Raw genomic sequence first — 23113 nt, 5'->3', positions numbered from 1 at the left:
AAGATCCGGCGACGCCTGGAGGACAGCGGCGCCGCCGGAAGTTGGATCAGGTTTATTCGTAGGTGATCACGTTTTCCGCGCCGAACTCGTCGACCAGGGCATCGTGATATTCCTGAACCACCTCGTCCGGCGATACGCCGTCGAGAATGTCGGCCGTGGCCTGCTGGATGAGTGCCGAGACCGTCTGATAGCCCGGGACGGTGTCGCGGCCCGTGGTGTCGGCGGCCAGCTTGGTGGCTTCGGCAAGGAACGTGTCAGCCGTATATTCGGGGCTTTCCGAAATGTCGGTGCGCACGGCCATGCGGTGATTGGCCAGGGTCCAGGCCTTGAAGTTCTCCTCGTCGAAGATCGAGGTGATCAGCTTGAAGGCCATTTCCTTGTCGGCTGCATTGGCATTGATGCCGATGGTCCAGCCGCCTGAGATATTGGTGGTGGTCTTGGCGCCTTCGACGCCCGAACCCGGCCATGGGGTCCAGGCCACCATGGCGTCGCGATCTTCACGGCTCGGCGGATTGTTGCAGTCCCACAGGCACGCATCTTCCCACGAGCCGGAGGCCAGGATGCCCAGCTCGTCCGCTGCCAGGGCTGCCCGGACCGCCGCGCCGATATCGGTGGCGTAATTGAGCTCGGCGGTGTTCAGCTCGCGCTCGACATAGACCTGGTAGAAGAAGTCGAAGGTGCGGCGCAGGCCGGGGCTGTCGCCGATCCATTGATTGGTTTCGCGGTTGAGAAGGCGGTTGCGGTCGCCTTCGGGCACGTCTGCACCGAGCAAGGCCATATACACGCCCTGCATGGTGGCAGCTTCCGCCTGCTTGGTACCGGCCGGCAGCTGGAACGGGTAGCGGACGCCGGCATCCTTGAGTTTTTGCGCGGCATCGAGCACGTCATCCCAGGTCTGGGGGGTCCAGGGCGTCGGAATGCCGGCCTTTTCGAAATTGGACAGATCGTACCAGAGCATGCGCACGTCCGTGTCGGTGGGCAGCGCATAGATCTGGTCCTGGTAGGATGCGACTTCCAGCAGGCCCGGCAGGTAATACTGGAACTGGTCCCAGCCGGCGAGCATCTCGTCGAGCGGCTCGAGATAGCCGGCCGAGGCCAGCTCGGACACCATGAAGCTGTCCATCAGGTTGACGTCGGCGGCCGTGCCGGCGGCAAGGTCGAGCGCGATGCGCTGGTCATAGCCCTGCCCCGGCAGCTTGATGGCATTGACCGTTTCGCCGGTTTCGGCTTCGAACGCGGCAATGCCGGGCTCGACGAGGGCTGCAATCCATTCGGCATACATGAACGAGAGTTCCGCCCGCGCCGGTGCGGCAATGGCAGCCGACATGGCGATCGCTGCCACGCCGGTCAAAAGCACTTTCTTCAACATGCATCTCCTCCCTTGGGGTTTCGCCTCCAGAGACTGGTGGCGAGGCCGGCTCCTCTTCCGGCTTATGGGCAAAGCTAACCACACAAGATGCAACGTTGCAATTGTTCAAATGCGAAACACGGGAAGCATTTCACCGACTTATATAAATCAATGATTTTAAATGTAGAATTCACGGACAAGCCTCCGCTTTAAAGCATTTGTAACGATTGCATCGTTGCATAAGATCTCGATACACTCAGCCTGCCCTGGCGTGCTATGTAGGAAACAAAGATTGGGCAGCATGCAGAACGATTGGTCGAAAACCGCCGGCAAGGGGCGCGTCACCCTCAAGACGATCGCCGAGGTCACCGGCCTCAGCCTGTCCACCGTTTCGCTGTCGCTGCGGGGCGGCACCACGCTCAAGCAGGAAACGCGCGACAAGGTGGCCGAGGCCGCCAAGGCGCTGGGCTATGTGCCCGATCGCGCCGGGGTGCGCCTGCGCACCGGCAAGACCAATGTCATCGCCCTGGTGCTGGAAAGCTCGGGAGATTCCATCGACTTTGCCCGCCACATGATCAAGGGCATCGGCCAGGCCATTCACGGCACCCGCTATCACCTGACCATCGCGCCCGAATTCGACGATCCCGGCTCCGTCGAAACCATCCGCTACGTGCTGGATAATCGCACCGCGGACGGCGTCATCATCACCCATACCGGCCCTCGGGATCGCCGCGTGCAATTGCTGATGGATGCGGGGTTTCCCTTCGTCTCGCATGGGCGCACGGAGTTCTTCACGCCCCATCCCTACCATGACTTTCACGCCGAGGCCTTCGTTGCCGCCTCGGTCGACCGGCTGGTGGCCAAGGGCGCGCGCAAGATCCTGCTCATGGTGGGCGATGACAGCACCACCAATTACCATAACATCGTCACCGCCTATCGCCGGGCCATCGCCCGCTCGGGCGTCGAGGGTCACCTCTTCGACAAGATGCCGGCGCGCGCCAGTGCCGCCGAGATCCGGCGCATCGGCGAGCAATTGGCGCAAAGTCCGGATCGGCCGGACGGCATTATCAGTGACACCGAATTGCGCACCATTTCGCTGGTGGGGGGCCTGCAGGATGGCGGCGTGCGCGTCGGCAAGGACGTCCTGCTCGTTTACAAGCAGACCTCCGATATCCTGCCTACCTTCTTCCCCCTGCTCGACAGCGTGCGCGAGGATGTCTTCGCCGCCGGCGTCGAGCTGACCAATCTGTTGTTGCGCCGCATTGCCGGGGAACCGGCAGAAAATCTTCAGACCCTGGCCGAGCCGGAGCTGCACTGGCGCAGCGGCAATTAGGGTCGTCGCAGACCGCGCCTAGATCGGCAGCACCCGCGAAAACTTGACCGCGCCGAGCGAGAAGCTGCTCTCGATCGAGGCGACGCCATCGAGCTGGGTGAGCTTGTTGCGCAGGAATTGCTCATAGGCCTCGAGGTCGGCGCAGACCACCCGCAGCAAGAAGTCGAATTGTCCGGTCATGAGGTAGCATTCCATCACTTCGGGCCATTGGCTGATGGCCACGCCGAAGGCGTCCAGATTGCCGGCGCGTTGCCGCTCGAGCTTGATGGAAACGAACACCGAAACAGGCAGCCCCACCGCCTTTTGGTCGATATTGGCGCTATAGCCCGAAATTACCCCGGCCTTTTCCAGTTGCCGCACCCGGCGCAGGCAGGGCGATGGCGACAAGCCCACTCTGTCGGCCAGCGCCTGCACGGTCATGCGGCCATCTTCCTGCAAGGCCCGCAGGATGCGCCGATCCAGTGCATCATTCTGAATATTGGTCACTTCTGCCATTATTCGCCTCCAGACGCCGTATTTCGTGCGCACACCTCGCCCCAAAGGGCGAAAATAGGCAGAAAAATTTCGTTCGCAAGGCGCAATGTCTGACCTGTCGAAGGGGAGATCGAAATGACGACAGGCAAGATGGGACGTGTCGAAGCCATCGAGGCGCTGACCAGAAAGTCGCTCTGGCTGGCCAGCTGGATGGTGCATCATGCCAACCACATCCGTCCCAATGTCGATGGCGTCAAGGTCGGCGGGCATCAGGCCAGCTCAGCCTCGATGGCTGCCCTGCTCGCCACCCTCTATTTCGGCATCCTCAAGCCGCAGGACCGTGTCGCGGTCAAGCCGCACGCCGCCCCGGTCTTTCATGCCATTCAATATCTGATGGGACGGCAGACCCGTCAGAAACTCATCGATTTCCGGGCCTTTGGCGGGGCGCAATCCTATCCCTCGCGAACCAAGGATACCGACGACGTCGACTTTTCCACCGGCTCGGTCGGCCTCGGGGTCGCCTTTTCGGCCTTCGCCTCGATGGTGCAGGATTATGTGCGGGCCAAGGATTGGGCCCGCAAAGACAGTCTCGAGGGCCGGATGATCGCACTGGCCGGCGATGCCGAGCTCGATGAAGGCAATATCTACGAATGCCTGCTCGAGGGCTGGAAGCATGGCCTGCGCAATTGCTGGTGGATCATCGACTATAACCGCCAGAGCCTCGACGGTGTCGTGCGCGAGGGCCTATACGACCGGATAGAGGCCATCTTCACCGCCTTCGGCTGGACAGTCGTCACCCTCAAATACGGCGCCCTGCAGCGCGCAGCCTTTGCCGAACCGGGCGGCGACCGCCTCAAGGCCTGGATCGACGCCTGTCCCAACGCGCTCTATTCGGCCCTGATGTTTCGTGGCGGCGGCGCCTGGCGCGAACGCCTCAATGACGAAATCGGCGATCAGGGCGATGTCTCCGCGCTTCTTGCCCGCCGCAGCGATGACGACCTGGCCGCGCTGATGGCCAATCTCGGCGGCCATTGCGTGGCAAGCCTGCTCGAGCAGTTCGAAGCCGCCGGCAGCGACCGGCCGACCGTCTTCATAGCCTATACGGTCAAGGGCTGGGGCACTCCGCTTGCCGGCCACAAGGACAATCATGCCGGGCAAATGACCAGCGCGCAGATTGCGCAATTGCAGGACGAGCACCGGATCCGCACCGGCCACGAATGGGACCTGTTCGAAGGGCTCGACCAGCCCGAGCAATTGCAGGCCTTTCTCGACACCGTGCCCTTCAATACCATGGCCTCGCGCCGCCTCACCTCGCCTGCCGTGCCTACGATCGGCCCGCAATTTGTCGGCACCGGTCCGACATCCACACAGGCGGCGTTCGGGAAAATTCTCGACGCCATCGCCAGGACCGACAGCGAACTGGCCCGGCGCATCGTGACCACCTCGCCCGACGTGACGGTCTCCACAAATCTCGGCGCCTGGGTCAATCGCCGCAATCTCTTCGCGCCGCAGGAAATGGCGGACCTCTTCCAGAGGGAAGCCATACCCTCGACGCAGAAATGGCGCTTCGGTCCCGACGGCCAGCACATGGAGCTGGGCATTACCGAAATGAACCTCTTCCTGATGCTGGGCGCGGCGGGCCTCAGCCATTCCCTGTTCGGCGAACGGCTACTGCCCATCGGCACGCTCTACGATCCGTTCATCGCACGCGGCCTCGATGCCCTGAACTATGCCTGCTACCAGGACGCACGCTTCCTGCTGGTTGCGACCCCGTCGGGGGTGTCGCTGGCCGGTGAAGGCGGCGCGCACCAGTCGATCTCGTCGCCGCTGATCGGCATGGCCCAGGATGGGCTCGCCAGCTTCGAGCCGGCCTTCGCCGACGAGCTCGCCATCATCATCGATTGGGCCTTTGACTACATACAGCGCAGCGGTGACGCGCGCCCCGATCTGGCCGATTGGCCGCGCGATCTCACCGGCGGTTCGGTCTATCTGCGCTTATCTACCCGTAGCATCGATCAGGTGCCGCGAGACGTTAACTGTCTGCTAACGAATTCGGTCATTGGTGGTGCCTATTGGCTCAAAGCGCCAACGCCGGAATGCGAGGTCGTGATCGCCTATCAGGGTGTCCTCGCCAGCGAAGCCATCGCGGCGGCTGCACGCCTTGGCGGCGACCGGCGCTCCGTCGCCATTCTCGCCGTTACCTCCGCCGATCGCCTCAATGCCGGCTGGCAGGCCGCGCAGCGCAGTCGGCTCCATGGCGACAAGGCCTTGAGCCATATCGAGAAATTGCTTTCCGACATTCCTCATCGCGCAGGTATGGTCACCGCCATCGACGCACATCCGGCAACGCTGGGCTGGCTCGGCAGCGTCCTTGGCCACCGCACGATCGCCCTGGGTGTTGAGCATTTCGGTCAGACTGGCACCGTCCACGATCTCTACCGACACTTCGAGATCGACGCCCAGGCCATCGCCACGGCCTGCCGAACTATCACGTCAAAAACATGATATTTTTCAGAATATTAGCTGCAGGCTGACCTCTTCCTCTACGGGCCAACTCTTCCCCCGAGAACCGCCCCGCCCCCACTTTCCCCGCATCGACGAAATGGCAAACAACCGAAAATCGCACATTGCCAAGCCAAATCGAATTTGTCAGACATATGTCATCTGTCAGATTTCAAGGGAACGATCTGACCACCTGCGCGAAGGGCGCAGCCAGCACCAGACCCGAGGGAAATGGGCCTGGACTTCAGGGAAAATCTCGTCAGCTCTGCACAGGAGGGAGCACATGCATATCACACGGAAAGTGGCTGCTACGCTGGCCATTGCCACGGCACTAACCCTGCCGGCCATGGCACAATCCACCATTCTGGCGCCCGGGCAGTCCACGACCGGCACCTACATGGACTACATGAAAACGGTCTATGACCGGGCCACCTTCGCCGAGCTCCTGCAGGTGCCCATCGCCACCTTCGACAAGGAATTCGAGCTGACGCCGATGGCTGCCGAGAGCTGGAGCCAGTCCGAAGACGGCCTCACATGGACGTTCAAGCTGCGCGAAGGCCTGGTCTGGTCCGACGGGGAGCCCCTCACCGCCGAAGACTATGTCTTTGCCCTGCAACGCGCCGCGACCGATGGCTACGACTTTGCCTGGTATTGGGATTTTGCGGGCGGAATCAAAGGCTGGAAAGAGGTCACTGAAGAAGGCGCCGACATTTCCGAGCTCGGCCTCGTTGCGGTCGACGACCTGACCATCGAAGTCACCACCGTCGCGCCAAAGCCCTACCTGCCCTCGGTCACCAGCCTCTGGTATCCCGTACCCAAGCACAAGGTCGATGAACTGGGCGACGATTGGGCGCTCAATGTCGACAGCATCGTGTCGTCCGGCCCCTTCTCCATCGAGAGTTGGGAGAAGTCCAACAATTCCGTCGTTTTCACCAAGTCCGAGACCTATACAGGCCCTTGGCAGGCGCAGATTGATCGTCTCGAGGTCGACCCCAGCCTAGGCGCTCCTGAAGTCGGCCTGCCCGCCTTCCTGGCCGGGGATGCCGATTATTCCTTCCTCAATACAGGACAGGTGCCGGTGGCCGAGGGGCGCTACCCGGACGGCATTCGGCGCAACGCCGTGTTCGCGACATCCTACATTTCCTACGACCTCGACGCCGAGCCGTTCAACAATGTCGACGTTCGCCGGGCATTCTACTATGCCATCGACCGGGACGAGCTGACGTCCACGGTGCTTAAGGACATCGCCATTCCGGCCGGCTCGATCCTGCCGCCGGGCTATCCTGGCTACAACGAGGACGTGGTAGCCCAGGCCGTTTTCGACCCTGAAAAGGCCAAGGAATATCTGGCTGCTGCCGGCTATCCAAACGGCGAAGGCTTCCCGGAGATCGACCTCTGGATCCGCGAGGAAGGTGGCTATAACGGCGCGATCATTCCGGCCATGGCCCAATATCTCCAGGCGGAACTCAAGGAGCACCTCGGCATCACCATGTCCATCCGCTCGCTGCCCGGTGCCGAATGGATGGATGGCCTGCGGGGCAAGAAGAACAACATCTTCATCGCGCCCTACGAGTACGACTATCTCGATCCGTCAAACTTCTATGGCATCTTCTACAACGGCGGCCGCCACGGCTATTTCATCCCGGAATATGATGAACTGGTCGCTCAGGCCGACTCAGAAAGCGATTGGGATACGCGCTACGACCTTTATGCCGAGGCCGAGCAGGTGATGATCGATGAGGGCCTCATCGTGCCGCTCGTTCATCCCATCACCACGGCGGTGATTTCGGACCAGTTGGGCGGCGATGCGTCGAGCCCCAATACGCTCGGCTTCACTCCGCTGGACCGCTTGGCCCACTACTTCTTCACCCATCTCACGAAGTAGCAACAACGACGAGGCGCGTCCTCGCCGAAATGGCGGGACGCGCCCACCCCGAAGGCCAGCCATGCCCCTTGTCGAAATCCAGGACCTGCGCGTCAGCTTCCGTCAATATGGCGGCGCGGTCGATGCCGTCCGCGGTGTCAGCTTTACCGTCAAAGAAGGCGAAAGCCTTGGCATAGTCGGGGAGAGCGGGTCAGGCAAATCGGTCTCTTGCAGCGCCCTATTGCGACTTCTCCCCGCGACGGCTGAGGTCAGCGCTGCCGTAATGCGGCTGGACGGCATCGATGTTCTCAAGGCAGGCAAGGAAGACCTGGCCCGCTTGCGAGGGCGCTCTGCGGCGATGATCTTCCAGGATCCGATGACGGCGTTCGATCCGGTCTTCACCATCGGTCACCAGATTGCAGAAACCATCAGTGCCCATCGCGCGGTCTTGCGTGCTGATGCGCTCAGGGAAGCCGAAGAGCTGCTGCTGCGCGTCGAGATCAAAAATGCGCGCGACGTACTGTCCTATTTCCCTCATCAACTGTCCGGGGGAATGTTGCAGCGCGCCATGATTGCCATGGCGCTGTCCTGCCGCCCCAAGGTACTGATTGCGGATGAGCCGACGACCGCACTCGATGTCACCATTCAGGCGCAAATTCTCCAGCTGATCAAGAAAGTGCAGGCCGAATTCGGCATGGCGCTCATCATGATCACGCACGACCTCGGTGTGATTGCCGAGACGGTCGACCGGGTCCTCGTCATGTATCGCGGCGAGGTGATGGAAGAAGGTCCAGTACAGCAGATTTTCGACGAACCGCAGCACGATTACACGCGGCAGCTGCTGGCCAGCCTTCACGCAAGCTTCGAGCCGTCGCGCCCGAGCGCCGATGCCGTTCCGGCACTTGAACTCAAGGGACTGGCCAAGAGCTATCGCATCAAGCGGCGGAAAGGACTTTTTACCGAGTATGGCGACTTCCACGCGGTGCACGAGGTCAATATCGCCCTGCCCAAGAACCGCATCGTCGCCATTGTCGGGGAGAGTGGATCGGGCAAGACGACAACGGGCATGATGGCCATGCGTCTCACCGATGCTTCACGCGGCCAGATCCTGGTCGAGGGCATCGACATTTCTGGCATGACCTCCGAAGCGCTCAAGCCGTGGCGCAAACGCATGCAGATCGTCTTTCAGGACAGCTATTCGGCGCTCGATCCGATGATGACCTTGACCGAGATCATTGCCGAGCCGTTGCACATTCACGGCATCGGCACTGCGCGCGAGCAGACGGCAAAGGCCCTCGAGTGGCTGGTCCGCGTGGGTCTCGACCGATCCTTTGCGAGCCGTTACCCGCATGAGCTCTCCGGCGGCCAGCGACAGCGCGTGGCCATTGCCCGGGCGCTTATCCTGGGACCATCCATATTGGTGGCCGACGAACCGACTTCCGCGCTCGACGTCACCGTCAAGGCGCAGATCATCGGACTGCTCAAGCAGCTGCAGGCCGAAATGGGTCTGTCGATCCTGTTCATCAGCCACGACCTCTCCACCGTCAAGTCGCTGACCGATTCCGTGGTCGTGATGTATCGCGGACGGATCGTGGAGGAAGCCCCGACCGAGCGTATTTTCTCGAATGCGCAGCATCCCTATACCCGGGCCTTGCTCGATGCGGTGCCAGCCACCAACCCGCGCGATAAGAGGGCGCGCAGCTTCCTTACCGCCGATGAGATCGCTGCCCAGACTCCGCGCTTCACCGTCATCCAGACCGGAGCCGCACCCCGGGCGGAGCCGCAACTCGTTTCCATCGCTCCCGATCATCGCGTCGAAGCCTTCGTGACGCCCTGAGGGAGGATCAATCATGCTCAGCTACATCCTCCGCCGCCTGGTCTCAGTCGCCTTCACCTTCTTCGTGGTGTCGCTGATCATCTTCCTGATGATGCATTCGGTGCCCGGCGGCCCGTTCGACGCCAATGACATGCCGGTCTCGGCGGCAGTCCGCGAAAAGCTCATGGCCCAGCTCGGGCTCGATCAGCCGCTTCATGTCCAATATCTGCGCTATATGTGGGGTGTGCTGCATTTCGATTTCGGCGTGCCCTATCAGAGCCCAGGCGAAACCGTTATCCAGCTTCTGTCCCGCGCCTGGGTGCCCAGCCTGGTATTGGGCGGGCTCGGTGTGGTTATTGGCGCGCCGCTCGGCATACTGCTGGGGATGGCGGCAGCGCTCAATCGCAACACCTGGATCGACTACATCGCCTCGGCCTTTTCCACGATCGGTCTCACTATTCCGGTCTTTGTGACCTCGATGCTGCTGATCCTGGTCTTTGCCGTCTGGCTGAACTGGTTGCCGGCCAGTGGCTGGCCGCATCCGAACCGCTGGATCCTGCCCATTATCGCCTATGCTGCCATCCCGTTGGCGACCTATGCCCGCTATACCCGCTCGGCGATGCTGGACACGATGAGCCGACCCTTCGTCACCGTGCTGCGTGCCAAGGGCCTGTCCGAACGGCGCATCGTCTTCCAGCATGTGCTGCGCAATTCGGCCATCCCACTGGTGACCGTGTTCCTGCCCATGTTCATCGGCACGGCGACGGGCTCGATCTTCGTGGAAGCCATGTTCCGCATTCCGGGACTGGGAGCCTATTTCGTCTCCTCGATCCAGACCCGCGACTACCCCTTGGAAATGGCGCTGATGCTGATGATCACCTTCATGTATTGCATCGCCTATTTGCTCTCGGACATCGTCTACGCGCTCATCAATCCGCGCATCCGTGTGGGAGGCGGCGAATGACCGAAGCTCTCGCCCAGTCCGCCCCACCCCGCCAGCGCAGTCCGCTTTGGTTTGCCTGGCAGCGTTTCTTGTCCAACAAGGCAGCAGTAGCGGGCGGGATTGTCCTGTCGGCGCTGATCCTCATGGCGCTGTTTGCCCCGCTGATCACCCCGGTGCCGCCCGAAGCGCAATTGTTTCTGACCCAATCGCTCGCCTTCCCTTCGGCGGAGCACTGGTTCGGCGTCGACAATCTGGGGCGCGATTTCTACACGCGCATCGTCTACGGCGCCCGCGTCTCGCTTTCTATCGGCTTCATCGCCGCGGGATTTTCGGTGTTGATCGGTATTCCGCTGGGCGCGCTGGCCGGCTATTTCGGCGGCCGGACCGACTGGGTGATCATGCGTATCATCGAATTGTTCTCCGTGGTGCCGCCCCTGCTGGCCGCCATGCTGCTGGGTGCGCTGACCCGCGGCGGCTACCCGACCATCGTGGCCATTGCCGCCCTCTTCGGCTGGGTGCAGGTGTGTCTTCTGGTGCGAGCACAGGTCAAAGCGTTTCGCGAAAAGGAGTTCGTACGCGCGGCACAGGCTCTGGGCGCCTCTCCGGGGTATATTATCCGCCGGCACCTCATTCCCAATTCGATCAGCCCGATCATCGTCGGCTTCGTCCTGGCCATTCCTCTGGCGATGATGCTCGAAGCCTCCTTGTCCTTCCTCGGCATCGGCGTGCCACCGCCAACCCCGACCTGGGGGCAGATGATCAATGAGGGCATCGACTACATGTTCTTCTATTGGCATCTGGCGGTATTTCCAACCGCTGCCCTCGCGATCACCGTGCTGGCCACCTCGCTGTTCGGCGACGGTTTGCGCGATGCGCTCGACCCGACCCTGAAAGGCCGCTGAATTGTCCGAAAACCTCGCCCGTCACTTCCTGCTGCGTGACGATGTGACCTTTCTCAACCACGGCTCCTTCGGTGCGTGTCCGCGCCCGGTTTTCGAGACCTATCAGCAGTTCCAGCTGGAGCTGGAAGGCGAGCCCGTGGAGTTTTTGGGCCGCCGGTTGCACGAGTTGCTGCGCGTGCCGCGCGAGGCCTTGGCGGCTGAACTCAACTGTGGTTCCGAGGATATCGTGGGTGTGCTCAATGCGACGACCGGGCTCAACATCGTCATTCAGTCGCTCGGCCTCAAGCCGGGCGACCAAATCCTGACAACGGACCACGAATATTCCGCGCTCGAAAAGACCTGGGATTATATCTGTCGCAGGACCGGCGCCGAGGTTGTGGTGGCCAAGGTGCCCATGCCGCTGACGACTGAGGCACAATTCACCGACACGGTAATCGCAGGGATGACCGAGCGCACGCGGGTGCTGTTTCTCAGTCATATTACCTCTCCCACCGCCTTGCTCTTTCCCATCGAGCGGGCCATTACCGAGGCCCGCAGTCGTGGCATTTTCTCGGTGATCGATGGCGCCCACACACCGGGCCATATCCCGCTCGACCTCACAGCGCTCGGCGCCGATTTCTATTCGGGCAATTGTCACAAGTGGATGATGTCACCCAAGGGGTCAGCCTTTCTTCATGCCCGACCCGAAGTGCAGGGGCTGCTCAATCCGCTGGTCATCAGCCATGGCTGGACCAAGCAAAGCCGCGAGCCAGGCGCAAAGGGTGCGTTCGGCAATTCGCCCTTCATCGATGAAATCGAAATCCAAGGCACGCGCGACCCCGCAGCCTGGCTCACCGTGCCTGCGGCCATCGCCTTCCGCCGAGACAATGACTGGTGGGCCATTGCCGACCATTGCCGCGCATTGGCGCAGGAAACCGCGCGCCGGCTGGGCGAGCTGACGGGGCTCAGCCCGCTCAGTGCACCCGAATTCTCGGCTCCGCAGATGGTGGCAATGCCCATACCCGAATGCGATACGGCAGCAGTTCACGCCGCACTGTTCGAGCGCTACGGGATCGAAATTCCGGTGTTCAAATGGCAGGAAACCTGCATCGCCCGACTTTCGGTGCAGGGCTACAATTCGGCTCCGCAGATGGACAAGTTTCTTGCAGCGCTGAGCGAGTTACTGGAATTGGGCACCAGGCAGCGTGCGGCCCAAGGCTGACAAAAGGCTGTGGATGTGGTGTGAGTACGCAACTGCGTCCGCTGGAGGAACGGGCACCGATGAGTCGGAATGCCGCCCTGAATTATCTTGAACCGCTTGAAAACCGCACGCGCAATGTTGCGGTTCTGGATGCGCTTGCCGAAATGGTCGAGCGCGCCGGCCTCAAGATTGGTGACCGGCTGCCGCCGGAGATTTCGCTCGCGGCTTCTTTGGGCGTTGGGCGCTCGACCATTCGCGAAGCTCTAAACCGCTGGGAAGGGCTCGGGATCATCCGGCGGCGGCGAGGCGACGGCACCTACCTGTCGGCACGCGTTCAAACCTCGCGCGGCCTCGTTCCCACGATGATCCGCCTTGAAGGCGAGGCGCTGCTGCGCCTTCTGGAAATCCGTCGTACGCTTGAAAACGACGTGGTGCGCAAGGCCACGCTGCACGCAACCAAGGCTCAGCGCGCCGAGATTTTCCGCTTGTGCCAGATGCTTCTCGTAGACGTCGATGCAGGCCGCCCCTGGCGCAAGGCCGACCATGCATTTCATCGCGCGATTTACGATGCGTCTGGCAACCCGATGTATGGGCAAATACTGGAAAACCTCGATCACGCGCTGGAAAGAAGCGACACTTCGCCCTTCAACCGCGACGGGTTTGGCCTTGAGTCCTTCCCTATCCATCGCGACCTTGCCGAGGCAATCGCAACGTCCGACGCGGTTGCAGCGGTGGACGCGATCAATCGCATCCTCGACACTGTAGAAACAGAAGTGCGCACGATCATCGGCGAAGGGCTATCGGCCTAGACGCCTTGGGTTGACGGAACGCCTTTAGGATCACCCTATTTTCACATGAACTACGTTCGAAGGCCTGTCGGCAATCCACAGGCCTGGAATGCCGTCTCAACTGTCACAAAACTGCTAAGCACCTGATCTAGAACCCTGGCCAGGGTCGCTAAGAAGCTGCCCCTTTCGCCTCCGATGTTCAAATGAACATTTCCTGTTTGCAAAGGAAGATTCGATGCTGTCAAATGCTGCCAAGCACGGGACGAAAAAGTCCTGGCGTAACGTCAAGGGAGTGAGCATGTTCAAGACCGTATTGTGCCTGTCCGCAGGCATGGCCGCCCTCGTTTCGGCAAGCACCGCCTATGCCCAGACCGAGATTTCCTGGTGGCATGCCATGGATGCCGAACTGGGCCAGAAGCTGGAGGCGATCGCCCAGGGCTTCAACGATAGCCAGGACGAATTTACCGTCGTGCCCACCTATAAGGGTAGCTATGCCGAAACGCTGACCGCCGCCATTGCCGCCTTCCGTGCCAACGAGCAGCCGGCGATCATTCAGGTCTTCGAAGTCGGCACCGGCACCATGATGGCCGCTACCGGCGCCGTTAACCCGGTCTACCAGCTGATGGCCGATGCCGGCGAACCCTGGGATCCCTCAGGCTTCCTCGCTCCGGTGACCGGCTATTATTCGGACACGAGCGGCAATATCCTGTCCATGCCGTTCAATTCGTCCACGCCGATCATGTATTACAACAAGGACGTCTTTGAAGCCGCCGGCCTTGATCCCGACGTTCCGCCCACAACTTGGGCCGAGCTTGAAACCATGGGCCGCCAGATCGTTGAATCCGGCGCTGCCAATTGCGCCCTGAGCTCTGCGTGGATCACCTGGATCCAGACCGAAAATCTTTCGGCCCTGCACGACAAGCCTTTCGGAACGCTGGAAAACGGCTTTGGTGGTCTTGGCACCGAATTCGTCTTCAACGACGAGCTTCAGGTTCGCCATTGGGACAACCTCAAGAAGTGGTCTGACGAAGGCCTCTTCCAGTATGGTGGCCCTGCCGGCGCTGCCGACGCTGCGCCCAAGTTCTACTCGCAGGAATGCGCGATCTTTATGAACTCCTCGGCTGGCCGCGCCGGTGTGATCGCCAATGCCACCGATTTCGAAGTCGGCTTCGCCCCGCTCCCCTACTATGACGACGTGATCGAAGAGCCGAAGAACTCGATCATTGGTGGCGCGACGCTCTGGGCGCTCAATGGCAAGGACGCCCAAGTCTATAACGGTGTTGCCAAATTCTTCACCTATCTCTCGAGCCCGGAAGTCCAGGCTCAGTGGCATCAGGACACCGGCTACCTGCCGATCACCAATGCTGCCTATGAGCTGGGCCAGGAACAGGGCTATTACGCCGAGAACCCCGGCTCCGACATCGCGATCAACCAGATCACGCGCGGCACTCCCTCGGCAAATTCCAAGGGTATCCGCTTCGGCAACCTGACCCAGGTTCGCGCTATCGTGGACGAAGAATTCGAGGCCCTGCTTGCCGGCTCCAAAACCGCTCAGGAAGCCCTGGACGCTGCCGTTGAACGCGGCAACCAGATCCTGCGTGACTTCGAAGCGGCCAACAGCTGATCCCCACGCCTGCCCGGGTCCATCGGGGGCCCGGGCAACTTTTCATCCGGGCGGCTCGGCCGTCAGGATCTGATCAGGCACGACCATCGGGAGTCCGGCCGCCAATGCAAACCAAGCGCACCATCTTCCCCAACAGGGTACTTCCTTACTTCCTGTTGCTGCCGCAACTTGCCGTCACGCTGGTTTTTTTCATCTGGCCAGCTCTCCAGGCGGTCAAGTCATCCTTCGAGCGCGAAGATCCGTTCGGCTTCAGAACCACCTTCATCTGGCTGGACAATTACACCCGCCTTTTTGCCGAGGCCGGATATATCAACTCCCTCTCACGCACGGCAGTCTTTGCAGTTCTCGTGACGCTGCTATCGATGTCGCTGTCCCTGATCCTGGCCGTAGCGGTCAATCGTGTCCTGCGGACCAACCGCATCTACACCACGCTTCTGGTCTGGCCCTATGCCGTGGCACCCGTCGTGGTCGGCATCCTGTGGTGGTTCATCTTCAACCCAACCATCGGCATCTTGCCATACATGATGCGGTCCGTCGGCATTGCGTGGAACCCGCGTGTCAATGGCGACCACGCCATGATCCTGGTGATCGTGGCCGCCAGTTGGAAGCAGATTTCCTACAATTTCCTGTTCTTCGTCGCCGGCCTACAATCGGTACCGCAATCGCTCACCGAAGCCGCTGCCATCGACGGCGCAGGGCCTTTCAAGCGCTTCTGGACCATCGTCTTCCCGCTCCTGTCGCCGACGACCTTTTTCCTCCTCATCGTCAACATCAATTATGCCATGTTCGATACATTTGGCATCATCGACGCCACGACGTCTGGCGGCCCTAACCAAGCCACCAATGTGCTGGTCTACAAAGTCTATGCAGATGGCTTTCTCGGCCTCAACATCGGTTCTTCGGCTGCACAATCGGTCATTCTCATGCTGATCGTCATCGCCCTCACCGCCATCCAGTTCCGCTTCATCGAGCGGCGTGTCCAGTATTGAGGGAGCCAGTCAAATGGTAGAAAATCGCCCTTGGCTCGCGTTCTTCACGCATCTCGTGCTGATCGTCGGCGTCGTGATCGTGGTCTTTCCGGTTTATCTCGCCTTCGTCGCCTCGACCCATACCGGCGCGGACTTCCTGCGCGGTCTCGTGCCGCTGCTTCCGGGTCTGCACATGATCGAAAACTATTCGAAGATGCTGTTCGACGGCATTTCCACGGCCGGCGCTCCGCCGCTCTGGAGGATGATGCTGAACTCGACCGCCATCGCCGTCATCATCGCCATTGGCAAGATCGTTATCTCACTGCTCTCGGCCTATGCGATCGTCTTTTTCAAATTTCCCTTCAGGCTCTTCGCCTTCTGGATCATTTTCATCACCCTCATGCTGCCGGTCGAGGTGCGCATCATCCCGACCTTTGCCGTGGTGGCAAACCTGGGCCTGCTCAATTCCTATGTCGGCCTCACCCTGCCGCTGATCGCCTCGGCGACCGCAACCTTCCTGTTCCGTCAGTTCTTTTTGACCGTTCCCGACGAGTTGATGGAAGCGGCCCGCGTCGATGGGGCAGGACCAATGAAGTTCTTTCGCGATATCCTGCTGCCCCTTAGCCGCACCAATATCGCCGCGCTCTTCGTCATCCTCTTCATCTATGGCTGGGTGCAGTATCTCTGGCCGCTGCTCGTTACCACCGACAGCCGCTATTACACCGTCGTCATGGGCATCAAGCGCCTTGCCGCCACTGCTGACGCCGAACCGCAATGGCATCTGGTGATGGCTGCGGCCGTGCTCGCGATGCTGCCCCCAGTCCTTGTCGTCATCTTCATGCAGCGCCTGTTCGTCAAAGGCCTGGTCGAAACGGAGAAATAGTCATGGCCACGATCAATCTCGTCGACCTACAAAAAGACTACGGTAATTCCCACGCCGTGCGCGGCATCAACCTCTCAGTGGCCGATGGCGAACTCATCGTCCTTGTCGGGCCTTCCGGCTGCGGCAAGTCCACGTTGCTGCGCATGGTCGCTGGCCTTGAAACGGTCACGTCCGGGCGCATCGAAATCGGTGGCCGCGATGTCGTGAAAGCCGAGCCGGCCGAGCGCGACATCGCCATGGTGTTCCAGAACTATGCGCTTTACCCGCACATGACCGTGCGCGGAAACCTTGAATACGGCCTCAAGAACCGCGGCACCCCACGCGCCGAGATCGATCGTCGCGTCGCCGAGGCCGCTGACATCCTCAAAATCGGGCCCATGCTCGACCGCAAGCCGCGCCAGCTCTCAGGCGGACAGCGCCAGCGCGTCGCCATGGGCCGCGCTATCGTGCGTGAGCCTGCTGCCTTTCTCTTTGACGAGCCCCTCTCCAATCTCGACGCCAAGCTGCGCGTGCAGATGCGCGTCGAAATCCGCAAGCTCCAGCGCCGGCTCAAGACCACAAGCCTTTACGTTACCCACGACCAGCTCGAAGCCATGACTTTGGCCGACCGCCTCGTGGTGATGAATCAGGGATTGGTCGAACAAATCGGCACGCCCACCCAAGTCTATGATCGTCCCGCAACGCTCTTCGTTGCTGGCTTCATCGGCTCCCCGCCGATGAACCTGATCCCGGTGACGTCGTTCGGAAATGAGCTTCCGAACCTGCCGGAAAATACGGACATCGTCGGCGTTCGCCCTGACCAGCTCAAGCTTGAGCCATCGCATGACGCTGCGATATCCCTGGCTGCGACAGCGGAACTGCTCGAGCCCATCGGTGGCGAAAGTCACCTTCATGTTCGTCTTGCGGATGGCCAGACCGTCATTCTGAGTGTTCCCGGCCGGCCTGCAATCGCGGAAGGTTCAGCGATCACCATTTACGCCAACCCGTCCGCCCTGCACCCTTTCAATCGCCAGACCGGCCGGCGTACCGATCACTGAGCGCAAGGAACAAAGCGTCATGTCCACTTCCGATCTTCCCGGCCCCTCGCCCGATCAGGTTCAGGCCCATCGCGGGGCCTCGGCAATAGCGCCTGAGAACACACTTGCCGCCTTTCGGGCCGCGGCCGAAGCGGGCGCGAAATGGGTAGAACTCGATGTCGCACTCAGCGCTGACGGTGTTCTTGTCGTCATTCACGACGACCGCGTCGATCGCACGACCTCGGGCACGGGCTCTCTGGGCGATCTAACTCATGCCGATCTTGTCACTCTTGACGCCGGCACATGGTTCGACCCGCGCTTTGCCGCTGAACGCCTGCCGACGCTCGAACAGGTCATCGTCACGCTTGGTGAGCTTGGCCTCTCGGCCAATGTCGAAATCAAACAGCACGCCCATCACACTTCCCTCGACCGGCTGGTCGATGCGGTCCGCTCGGCCATCGCCACCCGTCGTCCGGAAACCAGGATCATGATCTCGAGCTTCGATCCGGATTGCCTCAAGGCCATGGCCGCCAAGGAGCCTGACCTCGAAATGGCGATGCTCTGGGTCCAGTTGCCACAGGATTGGCAAGCCCAACTCGCTGCCATTCCGGCAAAGACCATCCATATGCATTACAAGGCGCTGAGCATCGGCATTCTTGAGGAAACGCGCAAGCACGGCATCGCCGTGCGGGTCTGGACCTGCAATGATCCCGTGCAGTTGCTCTCGTTCTGGGACGCGGGTCTTGCTGGCGTGATAACGGATAATCCGGCAATTTTTCTTAAGTAGAAAGGCCAGACGGCAGATGCTCTCTGTCCGGCAGCGCGATATCCTGTCCCTGATCGAGGCTGAAGGCGCCCAATATATCGAGGCGCTTTCTGAACGGTTCGGCCTGACCACCCAGACGATCCGTCGCGATATCAATGCGTTATGCGATCTTGGCTATGCCAAACGCTTTCATGGTGGCGTGGATGCGCCCGTAGGCGCCCGCAATATTTCCATCAGCGCGCGTGCCTCGCTCAACAACCAGGCCAAACAGCGCATTGGCCGGCGGGTGGCTGCTGCCATAGAGCCAGGATCGACCGTGTCGATGGGGATTGGCAGTACCGTGCGCTTCGTCGCTCAGGCTCTGCGCAACCATGAGCGATTGCGCGTGGTGACCAACAATCTCGACGTTGCGCTGATTTTGTGCGACGCGCCGCAGATCGAGCTTCACATGACCGGCGGGGTGCTGCGGCACGACGACAGGGATGTGGTGGGCACCGAGACGCTGCAATTCTTCAAGAAGTTCTATGCCTCCTACGCCGTGGTCGGCGCCGGTGCGCTTGATGCTGACAAGGGCGTGCTGGATTTCAGCTATAGCGAGGCGGAGACCACCACCACGCTCCTCGCTAATGCCAGGACCCGGCTTCTCGTCGCCGATGCCAGCAAGTGGGAGCGCAATGCCAGCATGCGTGTCGTACCATTCAGCGATATCGATTGCCTTTTTACCGATCACCTGCCCGCGGGACCGGCTACCGAGGCCCTAGAGACCGCAAAGACCGACGTCGTGCTGTGCGGCGCCGACAAGCCCTGAGGCGCAACCGGGGCCTTGAGCCGCTGTTGCAGGTGCTGTTTCACTTGGAGAAAAACCATTCATAGGCTCTTCCCATCGGGCGCGTATGCCTTCTAGATAGGCACTAGGAAGAAACGGCTATCAGAATAGCAATACGGGGATGCAGATGTCATTTATCACGCGCCGAACCATGCTCGCGACATTGGGCTTGAGCACCGCCTTGTCTCTAAGCGGCGCGTCCTGGGCGCAGGACGTAACCAGGGTTGCCGCCGTCTGGACCGTTCCGGTCGAGCAGCAATGGGCCAGCCGGCTACACAATGCGCTAATCGCCGCCGAAGAGCGCGGGGAGATCGACTACGTCTATTCGGAAAACATCACCAACACCGATTACGAGCGGGTGATGCGCGAATACGCCGAACAGGGCGTTCAGCTCATGGTCGGCGAGGCATTTGGTGTCGAGCAGCCGGCCCGTGCAGTGGCGGCCGATTATCCGGAAATCAGCTTCCTGATGGGGTCATCCCTGCCGCCCGTCGAGCCAAACTTTGCCACCTTTGACAATTTCATCCACGAACCGAGCTATCTCACCGGCATTATCGCCGGCTTGAAGACAGAGACTGACAAGATCGGCATGGTCGGAGGCTATGCCATTCCCGAGGTCAACCGCCTCATGCATGCCTTCATGGCCGGAGCGCTTTCGGTAAACCCGGATGCCACCTTCTCGGTTAGCTTCATCAATTCCTGGTACGATCCACCGAAGGCCAAGGAAACTGCCTTCGCCATGGTCGATGCCGGAGCCGACATCCTTTACGCCGAGCGTTTTGGCGTGTCCGATGCTGCCAAGGAGCGCGGCATCCTGGCCATCGGCAACGTCATCGACACCTCAACGGATTACCCGGGCACGATCCTGGCCTCCGCGCTCTGGCACGGCGAACCGATGATCGACAAGGCCATTGCCGACGTCAAAGCGGGCAGCTTTACCGCCTCGGACTACGGTATCTATGCTTTCATGGAATATGGCGGCGGTAGCCTGGTCGTCGATGAAAGCCTGGCTGGCCCAGAAGCCGTGGCAGCTGCCAGGGCTGTCGAGGCGACCATCCTCGACGGATCCTTCGTGGTCGAGATCGACGATACCGAGCCCACGTCCAGCCAGTAAGTCGTCGCTTTATTCCTTCATTCCGGTCTCCCCATCGGGAGGCCGGTCTTCGCGAGCGCGTCACCGATGCGACACTATTGTTTCTGGGGACGATGGCTATCGCCCGTTTTGTTCGGAGCGCAGATGTGACAGAGGAGCGGCACATCATGAGCCCGTCCAAGACCCTCCTCTCCCTGGAAAACATCACCAAGCGTTTCGGTGCGCTTGCCGCCAATGACGATATCTCGCTGAGGCTGGACGAGGGGGAAGTCCTGGCCCTTCTTGGAGAGAATGGGGCCGGCAAGACAACGCTGATGAACATCCTCTTTGGGCATTACGTCCAGGATGCAGGCAGCGTGCGCGTCAAGGATCGCGAGGGAAATCTGGTCACCTTGCCCCCCGGCTCGCCGGGCGCAGCCCTGGCGGCGGGGATCGGCATGGTTCACCAGCACTTCACGCTGGCGGAAAATCTCTCCGGCCTCGACAATATCCGGCTCGGCACCGAAAAGCTGCTCTCGTTTGGCCAGTCTGGCAGGGCCCGCGAGAAAATCGCACAGATCATCGCGGAAAGCGGGCTGGACGTTGATCTGGAGCGCCGGGTCGACAGCCTAACCGTCGGCGAAAAACAACGGGTCGAAATCCTCAAGGCGCTGTACCGGGATGCCAGGGTACTGATCCTTGACGAACCCACCGCCGTGCTGACGCCGCAAGAGGCCGAGGGCCTCTTCACCGTTCTACGGAGACTGGCCGCCAACGGGCTTGGCGTCATCTTCATCTCCCACAAGCTTGGCGAAGTGCTGTCCATCTCAAATCGTATCCTCGTGCTGCGGAGCGGCCGCAAGGCGGGCGAACTCGTCACCGCCGATGCTGATCGACGAGCCATCGCAGATCTGATGGTGGGCAAGGCTGTGACCGCGATTGACCGAAAGCCCGGCGTCCCGGGCGCGCCGGTCCTCGCGCTTGAGGGAGTGAACCTGGGCAAAAGTGGTGCCCGCCAATCACTGGTCGATGTCTCGCTCACACTCAGGGCCGGCGAGATCGTGGCGCTGGCCGGCGTGTCCGGCAATGGCCAGTCGGGTATCGCGGCGCTGTTGTCAGGCCTCGCCATTCCCGACAGTGGGCTTTTCAGTCTTTTTGGGCAGCCCGTCCTACGGGCCGACCCGCGTGATCTGGTTCGGGCGGGTCTCGCGCGCATGCCTGAAGATCGACAGCATGATGGTGTCGTCGGGACCATGAGCGTCGCCGACAATATCGCCATTGAGGATGTGCGCTCACCCGGTTTTTCACGCTTCGGCCTCCTGGACCGCAAGGCCATGCAGGAGCGCGCCGTCACTGCCATTGAAAGGTACGACGTGCGCTGTTCGGGGCCTGATGCCGAGGCGAGGCTGCTCTCGGGCGGCAATGTTCAGAAGCTGATCCTTGCGCGCGTGCTGGAGCGCACCCCCAAGGTCATTCTGGCCAACCAGCCGACGCGCGGGCTCGACATCGGGGCGCAGAGCGAGGTGCATAGACGCATTCTTGCTGCCCGCGACCGCGGCGCCGCTATCCTCGTGATATCCGAGGATCTGGACGAATTATTCACCCTGGCCGATCGTTTCCTGGTGATCCATGCCGGGCAGGTTGTCGACGCCGGACCCACCGAGACGCTGGACCGCGCCACTGTCGGCCTGCTTATGGCCGGCCACATGAACAGCATCGAGAGCCGGGCATCATGACACTTCGCCTTGAACCGCGCGCCAATGCTTCGCTGGGCCTTCGGCTGTCCGTTTCCATCGCCTCTGGACTGGCTGCCCTGCTGATCGTCGCCATCCCGGTCCTTGCGGCAGCCGGTAATCCGTTCACTGCCTATATTCTCATGGCGCAGGGCGCCTTCGGATCGATGTTCGCGCTCTCTGAAACACTCAACCGGGCGACGCCGCTGATCCTGACCGGCCTTGCCGCTACAATCGCCTTTCGTGCACGCTTGTGGAATATCGGTGCCGAGGGGCAGCTCTATATGGGCGCGCTTGCCGCCGTGTTGGTGGGCTCGGGTTTGCTGCAATTGCCACCTGCCCTGATGGTACCCGCGATCATGCTTGCGGGTTTTGTCGCCGGCGGCCTCATGATGATTGTGCCCACCTTGCTCAAGCAGCGCTTCGGTGCCGACGAAGTGGTCATCACCCTGCTGCTGAACTTCGTGGTCATTCTCTTAATCCAGATGTTGATCGAAGGGCCGCTCAAGGATCCGCTGGCCATGGGCTGGCCGCAATCGGTGCCGCTTTTGGCCGAAGCGCGCTTCGACAAGCTGATCCCGCGCTTGAGGATGCATTGGGGGCTGGTCGTCGGCCTGGTGGCCGCGCTCGTGCTCTGGTTCATGGTGCGCAAAAGCGTCCTCGGCTTTGAGATCAAGGCCGTGGGCGAGAACAAGGCCGCGGCACGCTTCGCCGGCATCCCTGTCGACGCCACTATGCTCAAGGTTGCACTGATCTCGGGAGGCCTTGCAGGCCTCGCCGGCGTTAGCGAAGTGGCCGGGGTCAAATTCTATTTGTCTGCCGACCTGTCGCCCGGGTTTGGCTATTCCGGCATCGTCGTGGCCATGCTGGCCGGTCTGTCACCGATTGGTTCGGTACTGGCGGCAGTCTTTATTGCTGCGGTGTTTGTCGGGGCGGATTCGATGAGTCGCGCCACGGGCATTTCGAGCTACATCGCCGATTTGGTCGTTGCGCTTTCGCTCCTCTGTATCCTGGTCGGCAGCTTCTTTCTGCGCTTCCGTATTGCCGGTATAGGCCGGCGCGTTGAGGTCTGACC

19 protein-coding genes are annotated in these 23113 nt (G+C 61.1%); 17 read left to right on the top strand and 2 right to left on the bottom strand.

Going from position 1 to position 23113, the window contains the following annotated elements:
• Window positions 1-52: 52 nt before the first annotated feature.
• The gene (locus VE26_RS02605; protein ID WP_046103643.1) at window positions 53-1369 is read right to left on the bottom strand and encodes an extracellular solute-binding protein; all 1317 of its coding nucleotides are present in this window, start codon (window positions 1367-1369) and stop codon (window positions 53-55) included.
• A gap of 280 nt (window positions 1370-1649) precedes the next feature.
• Between VE26_RS02605 and VE26_RS02600 the strand changes: the two genes are divergently transcribed.
• Entirely contained in the window at window positions 1650-2681 is a 1032-nt protein-coding gene (locus VE26_RS02600; RefSeq protein WP_046103642.1) for a LacI family transcriptional regulator, read from the top strand.
• Between the two features lie 18 nt (window positions 2682-2699).
• Here VE26_RS02600 and VE26_RS02595 read toward each other — a convergent pair whose 3' ends face one another.
• Window positions 2700-3176: an Lrp/AsnC family transcriptional regulator gene (locus VE26_RS02595; protein ID WP_200897206.1), complete on the bottom strand. Its 477-nt coding sequence runs from the start codon at window positions 3174-3176 to the stop codon at window positions 2700-2702.
• 114 nt (window positions 3177-3290) lie between these two features.
• Here VE26_RS02595 and VE26_RS02590 point away from each other — a divergent pair, with 114 nt between their 5' ends.
• The 16 genes from VE26_RS02590 (at window position 3291) to VE26_RS02515 (ending at window position 23111) form a co-directional block, all read left to right on the top strand.
• On the top strand, window positions 3291-5660 hold the full coding sequence (locus VE26_RS02590) for a transketolase-like TK C-terminal-containing protein (RefSeq protein WP_046103641.1): 2370 nt from the start codon (window positions 3291-3293) through the stop codon (window positions 5658-5660).
• 280 nt (window positions 5661-5940) lie between these two features.
• A complete protein-coding gene (locus VE26_RS02585) occupies window positions 5941-7542 on the top strand; it encodes a peptide ABC transporter substrate-binding protein (protein ID WP_046103640.1) in 1602 nt (533 codons plus the stop codon).
• 61 nt (window positions 7543-7603) lie between these two features.
• The gene (locus VE26_RS02580) at window positions 7604-9358 is read left to right on the top strand and encodes an ABC transporter ATP-binding protein (RefSeq protein WP_052715615.1); all 1755 of its coding nucleotides are present in this window, start codon (window positions 7604-7606) and stop codon (window positions 9356-9358) included.
• 13 nt (window positions 9359-9371) lie between these two features.
• On the top strand, window positions 9372-10301 hold the full coding sequence (locus VE26_RS02575; RefSeq protein ID WP_046103639.1) for an ABC transporter permease: 930 nt from the start codon (window positions 9372-9374) through the stop codon (window positions 10299-10301).
• The gene (locus VE26_RS02570) at window positions 10298-11182 is read left to right on the top strand and encodes an ABC transporter permease (protein WP_046103638.1); all 885 of its coding nucleotides are present in this window, start codon (window positions 10298-10300) and stop codon (window positions 11180-11182) included. Before VE26_RS02575 ends, VE26_RS02570 begins: the two co-directional genes overlap by 4 nt.
• Before the next feature lies 1 nt (window position 11183).
• Window positions 11184-12383 (top strand): aminotransferase class V-fold PLP-dependent enzyme, encoded by a 1200-nt coding sequence (locus VE26_RS02565; RefSeq protein WP_046103637.1) that lies wholly within the window; start codon window positions 11184-11186, stop codon window positions 12381-12383.
• A gap of 59 nt (window positions 12384-12442) precedes the next feature.
• On the top strand, window positions 12443-13171 hold the full coding sequence (locus VE26_RS02560) for a FadR/GntR family transcriptional regulator (RefSeq protein ID WP_046103636.1): 729 nt from the start codon (window positions 12443-12445) through the stop codon (window positions 13169-13171).
• Window positions 13172-13448: 277 nt separating this feature from the next.
• Window positions 13449-14774 carry a sn-glycerol-3-phosphate ABC transporter substrate-binding protein UgpB gene (gene ugpB / locus VE26_RS02555; RefSeq protein WP_046104927.1) on the top strand — a complete coding sequence of 442 codons (1326 nt, stop codon included), beginning with the start codon at window positions 13449-13451 and terminating at the stop codon, window positions 14772-14774.
• Between the two features lie 104 nt (window positions 14775-14878).
• Window positions 14879-15763: a sn-glycerol-3-phosphate ABC transporter permease UgpA gene (ugpA, locus tag VE26_RS02550; RefSeq protein WP_046103635.1), complete on the top strand. Its 885-nt coding sequence runs from the start codon at window positions 14879-14881 to the stop codon at window positions 15761-15763.
• A gap of 13 nt (window positions 15764-15776) precedes the next feature.
• Window positions 15777-16625 (top strand): sn-glycerol-3-phosphate ABC transporter permease UgpE, encoded by an 849-nt coding sequence (gene ugpE / locus VE26_RS02545; RefSeq protein ID WP_046103634.1) that lies wholly within the window; start codon window positions 15777-15779, stop codon window positions 16623-16625.
• 2 nt (window positions 16626-16627) lie between these two features.
• Window positions 16628-17662 carry a sn-glycerol-3-phosphate import ATP-binding protein UgpC gene (locus tag VE26_RS02540; protein WP_046103633.1) on the top strand — a complete coding sequence of 345 codons (1035 nt, stop codon included), beginning with the start codon at window positions 16628-16630 and terminating at the stop codon, window positions 17660-17662.
• Window positions 17663-17681: 19 nt separating this feature from the next.
• Complete coding sequence (locus tag VE26_RS02535) at window positions 17682-18428, top strand: glycerophosphodiester phosphodiesterase family protein (protein WP_046103632.1); 747 nt, start codon at window positions 17682-17684, stop codon at window positions 18426-18428.
• Between the two features lie 16 nt (window positions 18429-18444).
• Window positions 18445-19215 (top strand): DeoR/GlpR family DNA-binding transcription regulator, encoded by a 771-nt coding sequence (locus tag VE26_RS02530; RefSeq protein WP_046103631.1) that lies wholly within the window; start codon window positions 18445-18447, stop codon window positions 19213-19215.
• A gap of 145 nt (window positions 19216-19360) precedes the next feature.
• Window positions 19361-20347, top strand: coding sequence for a BMP family protein (locus VE26_RS02525; protein WP_244465614.1), 987 nt, complete (start codon window positions 19361-19363; stop codon window positions 20345-20347).
• Between the two features lie 146 nt (window positions 20348-20493).
• A complete protein-coding gene (locus VE26_RS02520) occupies window positions 20494-22041 on the top strand; it encodes an ABC transporter ATP-binding protein (RefSeq protein ID WP_046104926.1) in 1548 nt (515 codons plus the stop codon).
• Window positions 22038-23111, top strand: a complete 1074-nt coding sequence (locus VE26_RS02515; RefSeq protein ID WP_046103629.1) for an ABC transporter permease — start codon at window positions 22038-22040, stop codon at window positions 23109-23111. Before VE26_RS02520 ends, VE26_RS02515 begins: the two co-directional genes overlap by 4 nt.
• The last annotated feature ends 2 nt before the right edge of the window (window positions 23112-23113 follow it).

Source organism: Devosia chinhatensis (assembly GCF_000969445.1).
Lineage (GTDB): Bacteria > Pseudomonadota > Alphaproteobacteria > Rhizobiales > Devosiaceae > Devosia > Devosia chinhatensis.
This window is presented reverse-complemented; position numbering and strand designations above follow the sequence as displayed.

What these genes read in the sequence shown, in the direction of transcription:
- VE26_RS02520 (WP_046104926.1), top strand. Translation starts at nt 20,494, where the DNA reads ATGAGCCCGTCCAAGACCCTCCTCTCCCTGGAAAACATCACCAAGCGT.
- VE26_RS02575 (WP_046103639.1), top strand. Translation starts at nt 9,372, where the DNA reads ATGCTCAGCTACATCCTCCGCCGCCTGGTCTCAGTCGCCTTCACCTTC.
- VE26_RS02585 (WP_046103640.1), top strand. Translation starts at nt 5,941, where the DNA reads ATGCATATCACACGGAAAGTGGCTGCTACGCTGGCCATTGCCACGGCA.
- VE26_RS02540 (WP_046103633.1), top strand. Translation starts at nt 16,628, where the DNA reads ATGGCCACGATCAATCTCGTCGACCTACAAAAAGACTACGGTAATTCC.
- VE26_RS02600 (WP_046103642.1), top strand. Translation starts at nt 1,650, where the DNA reads ATGCAGAACGATTGGTCGAAAACCGCCGGCAAGGGGCGCGTCACCCTC.
- ugpE (WP_046103634.1), top strand. Translation starts at nt 15,777, where the DNA reads ATGGTAGAAAATCGCCCTTGGCTCGCGTTCTTCACGCATCTCGTGCTG.
- VE26_RS02535 (WP_046103632.1), top strand. Translation starts at nt 17,682, where the DNA reads ATGTCCACTTCCGATCTTCCCGGCCCCTCGCCCGATCAGGTTCAGGCC.
- VE26_RS02595 (WP_200897206.1), bottom strand. Translation starts at nt 3,176, where the DNA reads ATGGCAGAAGTGACCAATATTCAGAATGATGCACTGGATCGGCGCATC.
- VE26_RS02560 (WP_046103636.1), top strand. Translation starts at nt 12,443, where the DNA reads ATGAGTCGGAATGCCGCCCTGAATTATCTTGAACCGCTTGAAAACCGC.
- ugpA (WP_046103635.1), top strand. Translation starts at nt 14,879, where the DNA reads ATGCAAACCAAGCGCACCATCTTCCCCAACAGGGTACTTCCTTACTTC.
- VE26_RS02570 (WP_046103638.1), top strand. Translation starts at nt 10,298, where the DNA reads ATGACCGAAGCTCTCGCCCAGTCCGCCCCACCCCGCCAGCGCAGTCCG.
- VE26_RS02605 (WP_046103643.1), bottom strand. Translation starts at nt 1,369, where the DNA reads ATGTTGAAGAAAGTGCTTTTGACCGGCGTGGCAGCGATCGCCATGTCG.
- VE26_RS02580 (WP_052715615.1), top strand. Translation starts at nt 7,604, where the DNA reads ATGCCCCTTGTCGAAATCCAGGACCTGCGCGTCAGCTTCCGTCAATAT.
- VE26_RS02515 (WP_046103629.1), top strand. Translation starts at nt 22,038, where the DNA reads ATGACACTTCGCCTTGAACCGCGCGCCAATGCTTCGCTGGGCCTTCGG.
- VE26_RS02590 (WP_046103641.1), top strand. Translation starts at nt 3,291, where the DNA reads ATGACGACAGGCAAGATGGGACGTGTCGAAGCCATCGAGGCGCTGACC.
- VE26_RS02525 (WP_244465614.1), top strand. Translation starts at nt 19,361, where the DNA reads ATGTCATTTATCACGCGCCGAACCATGCTCGCGACATTGGGCTTGAGC.
- ugpB (WP_046104927.1), top strand. Translation starts at nt 13,449, where the DNA reads ATGTTCAAGACCGTATTGTGCCTGTCCGCAGGCATGGCCGCCCTCGTT.
- VE26_RS02530 (WP_046103631.1), top strand. Translation starts at nt 18,445, where the DNA reads ATGCTCTCTGTCCGGCAGCGCGATATCCTGTCCCTGATCGAGGCTGAA.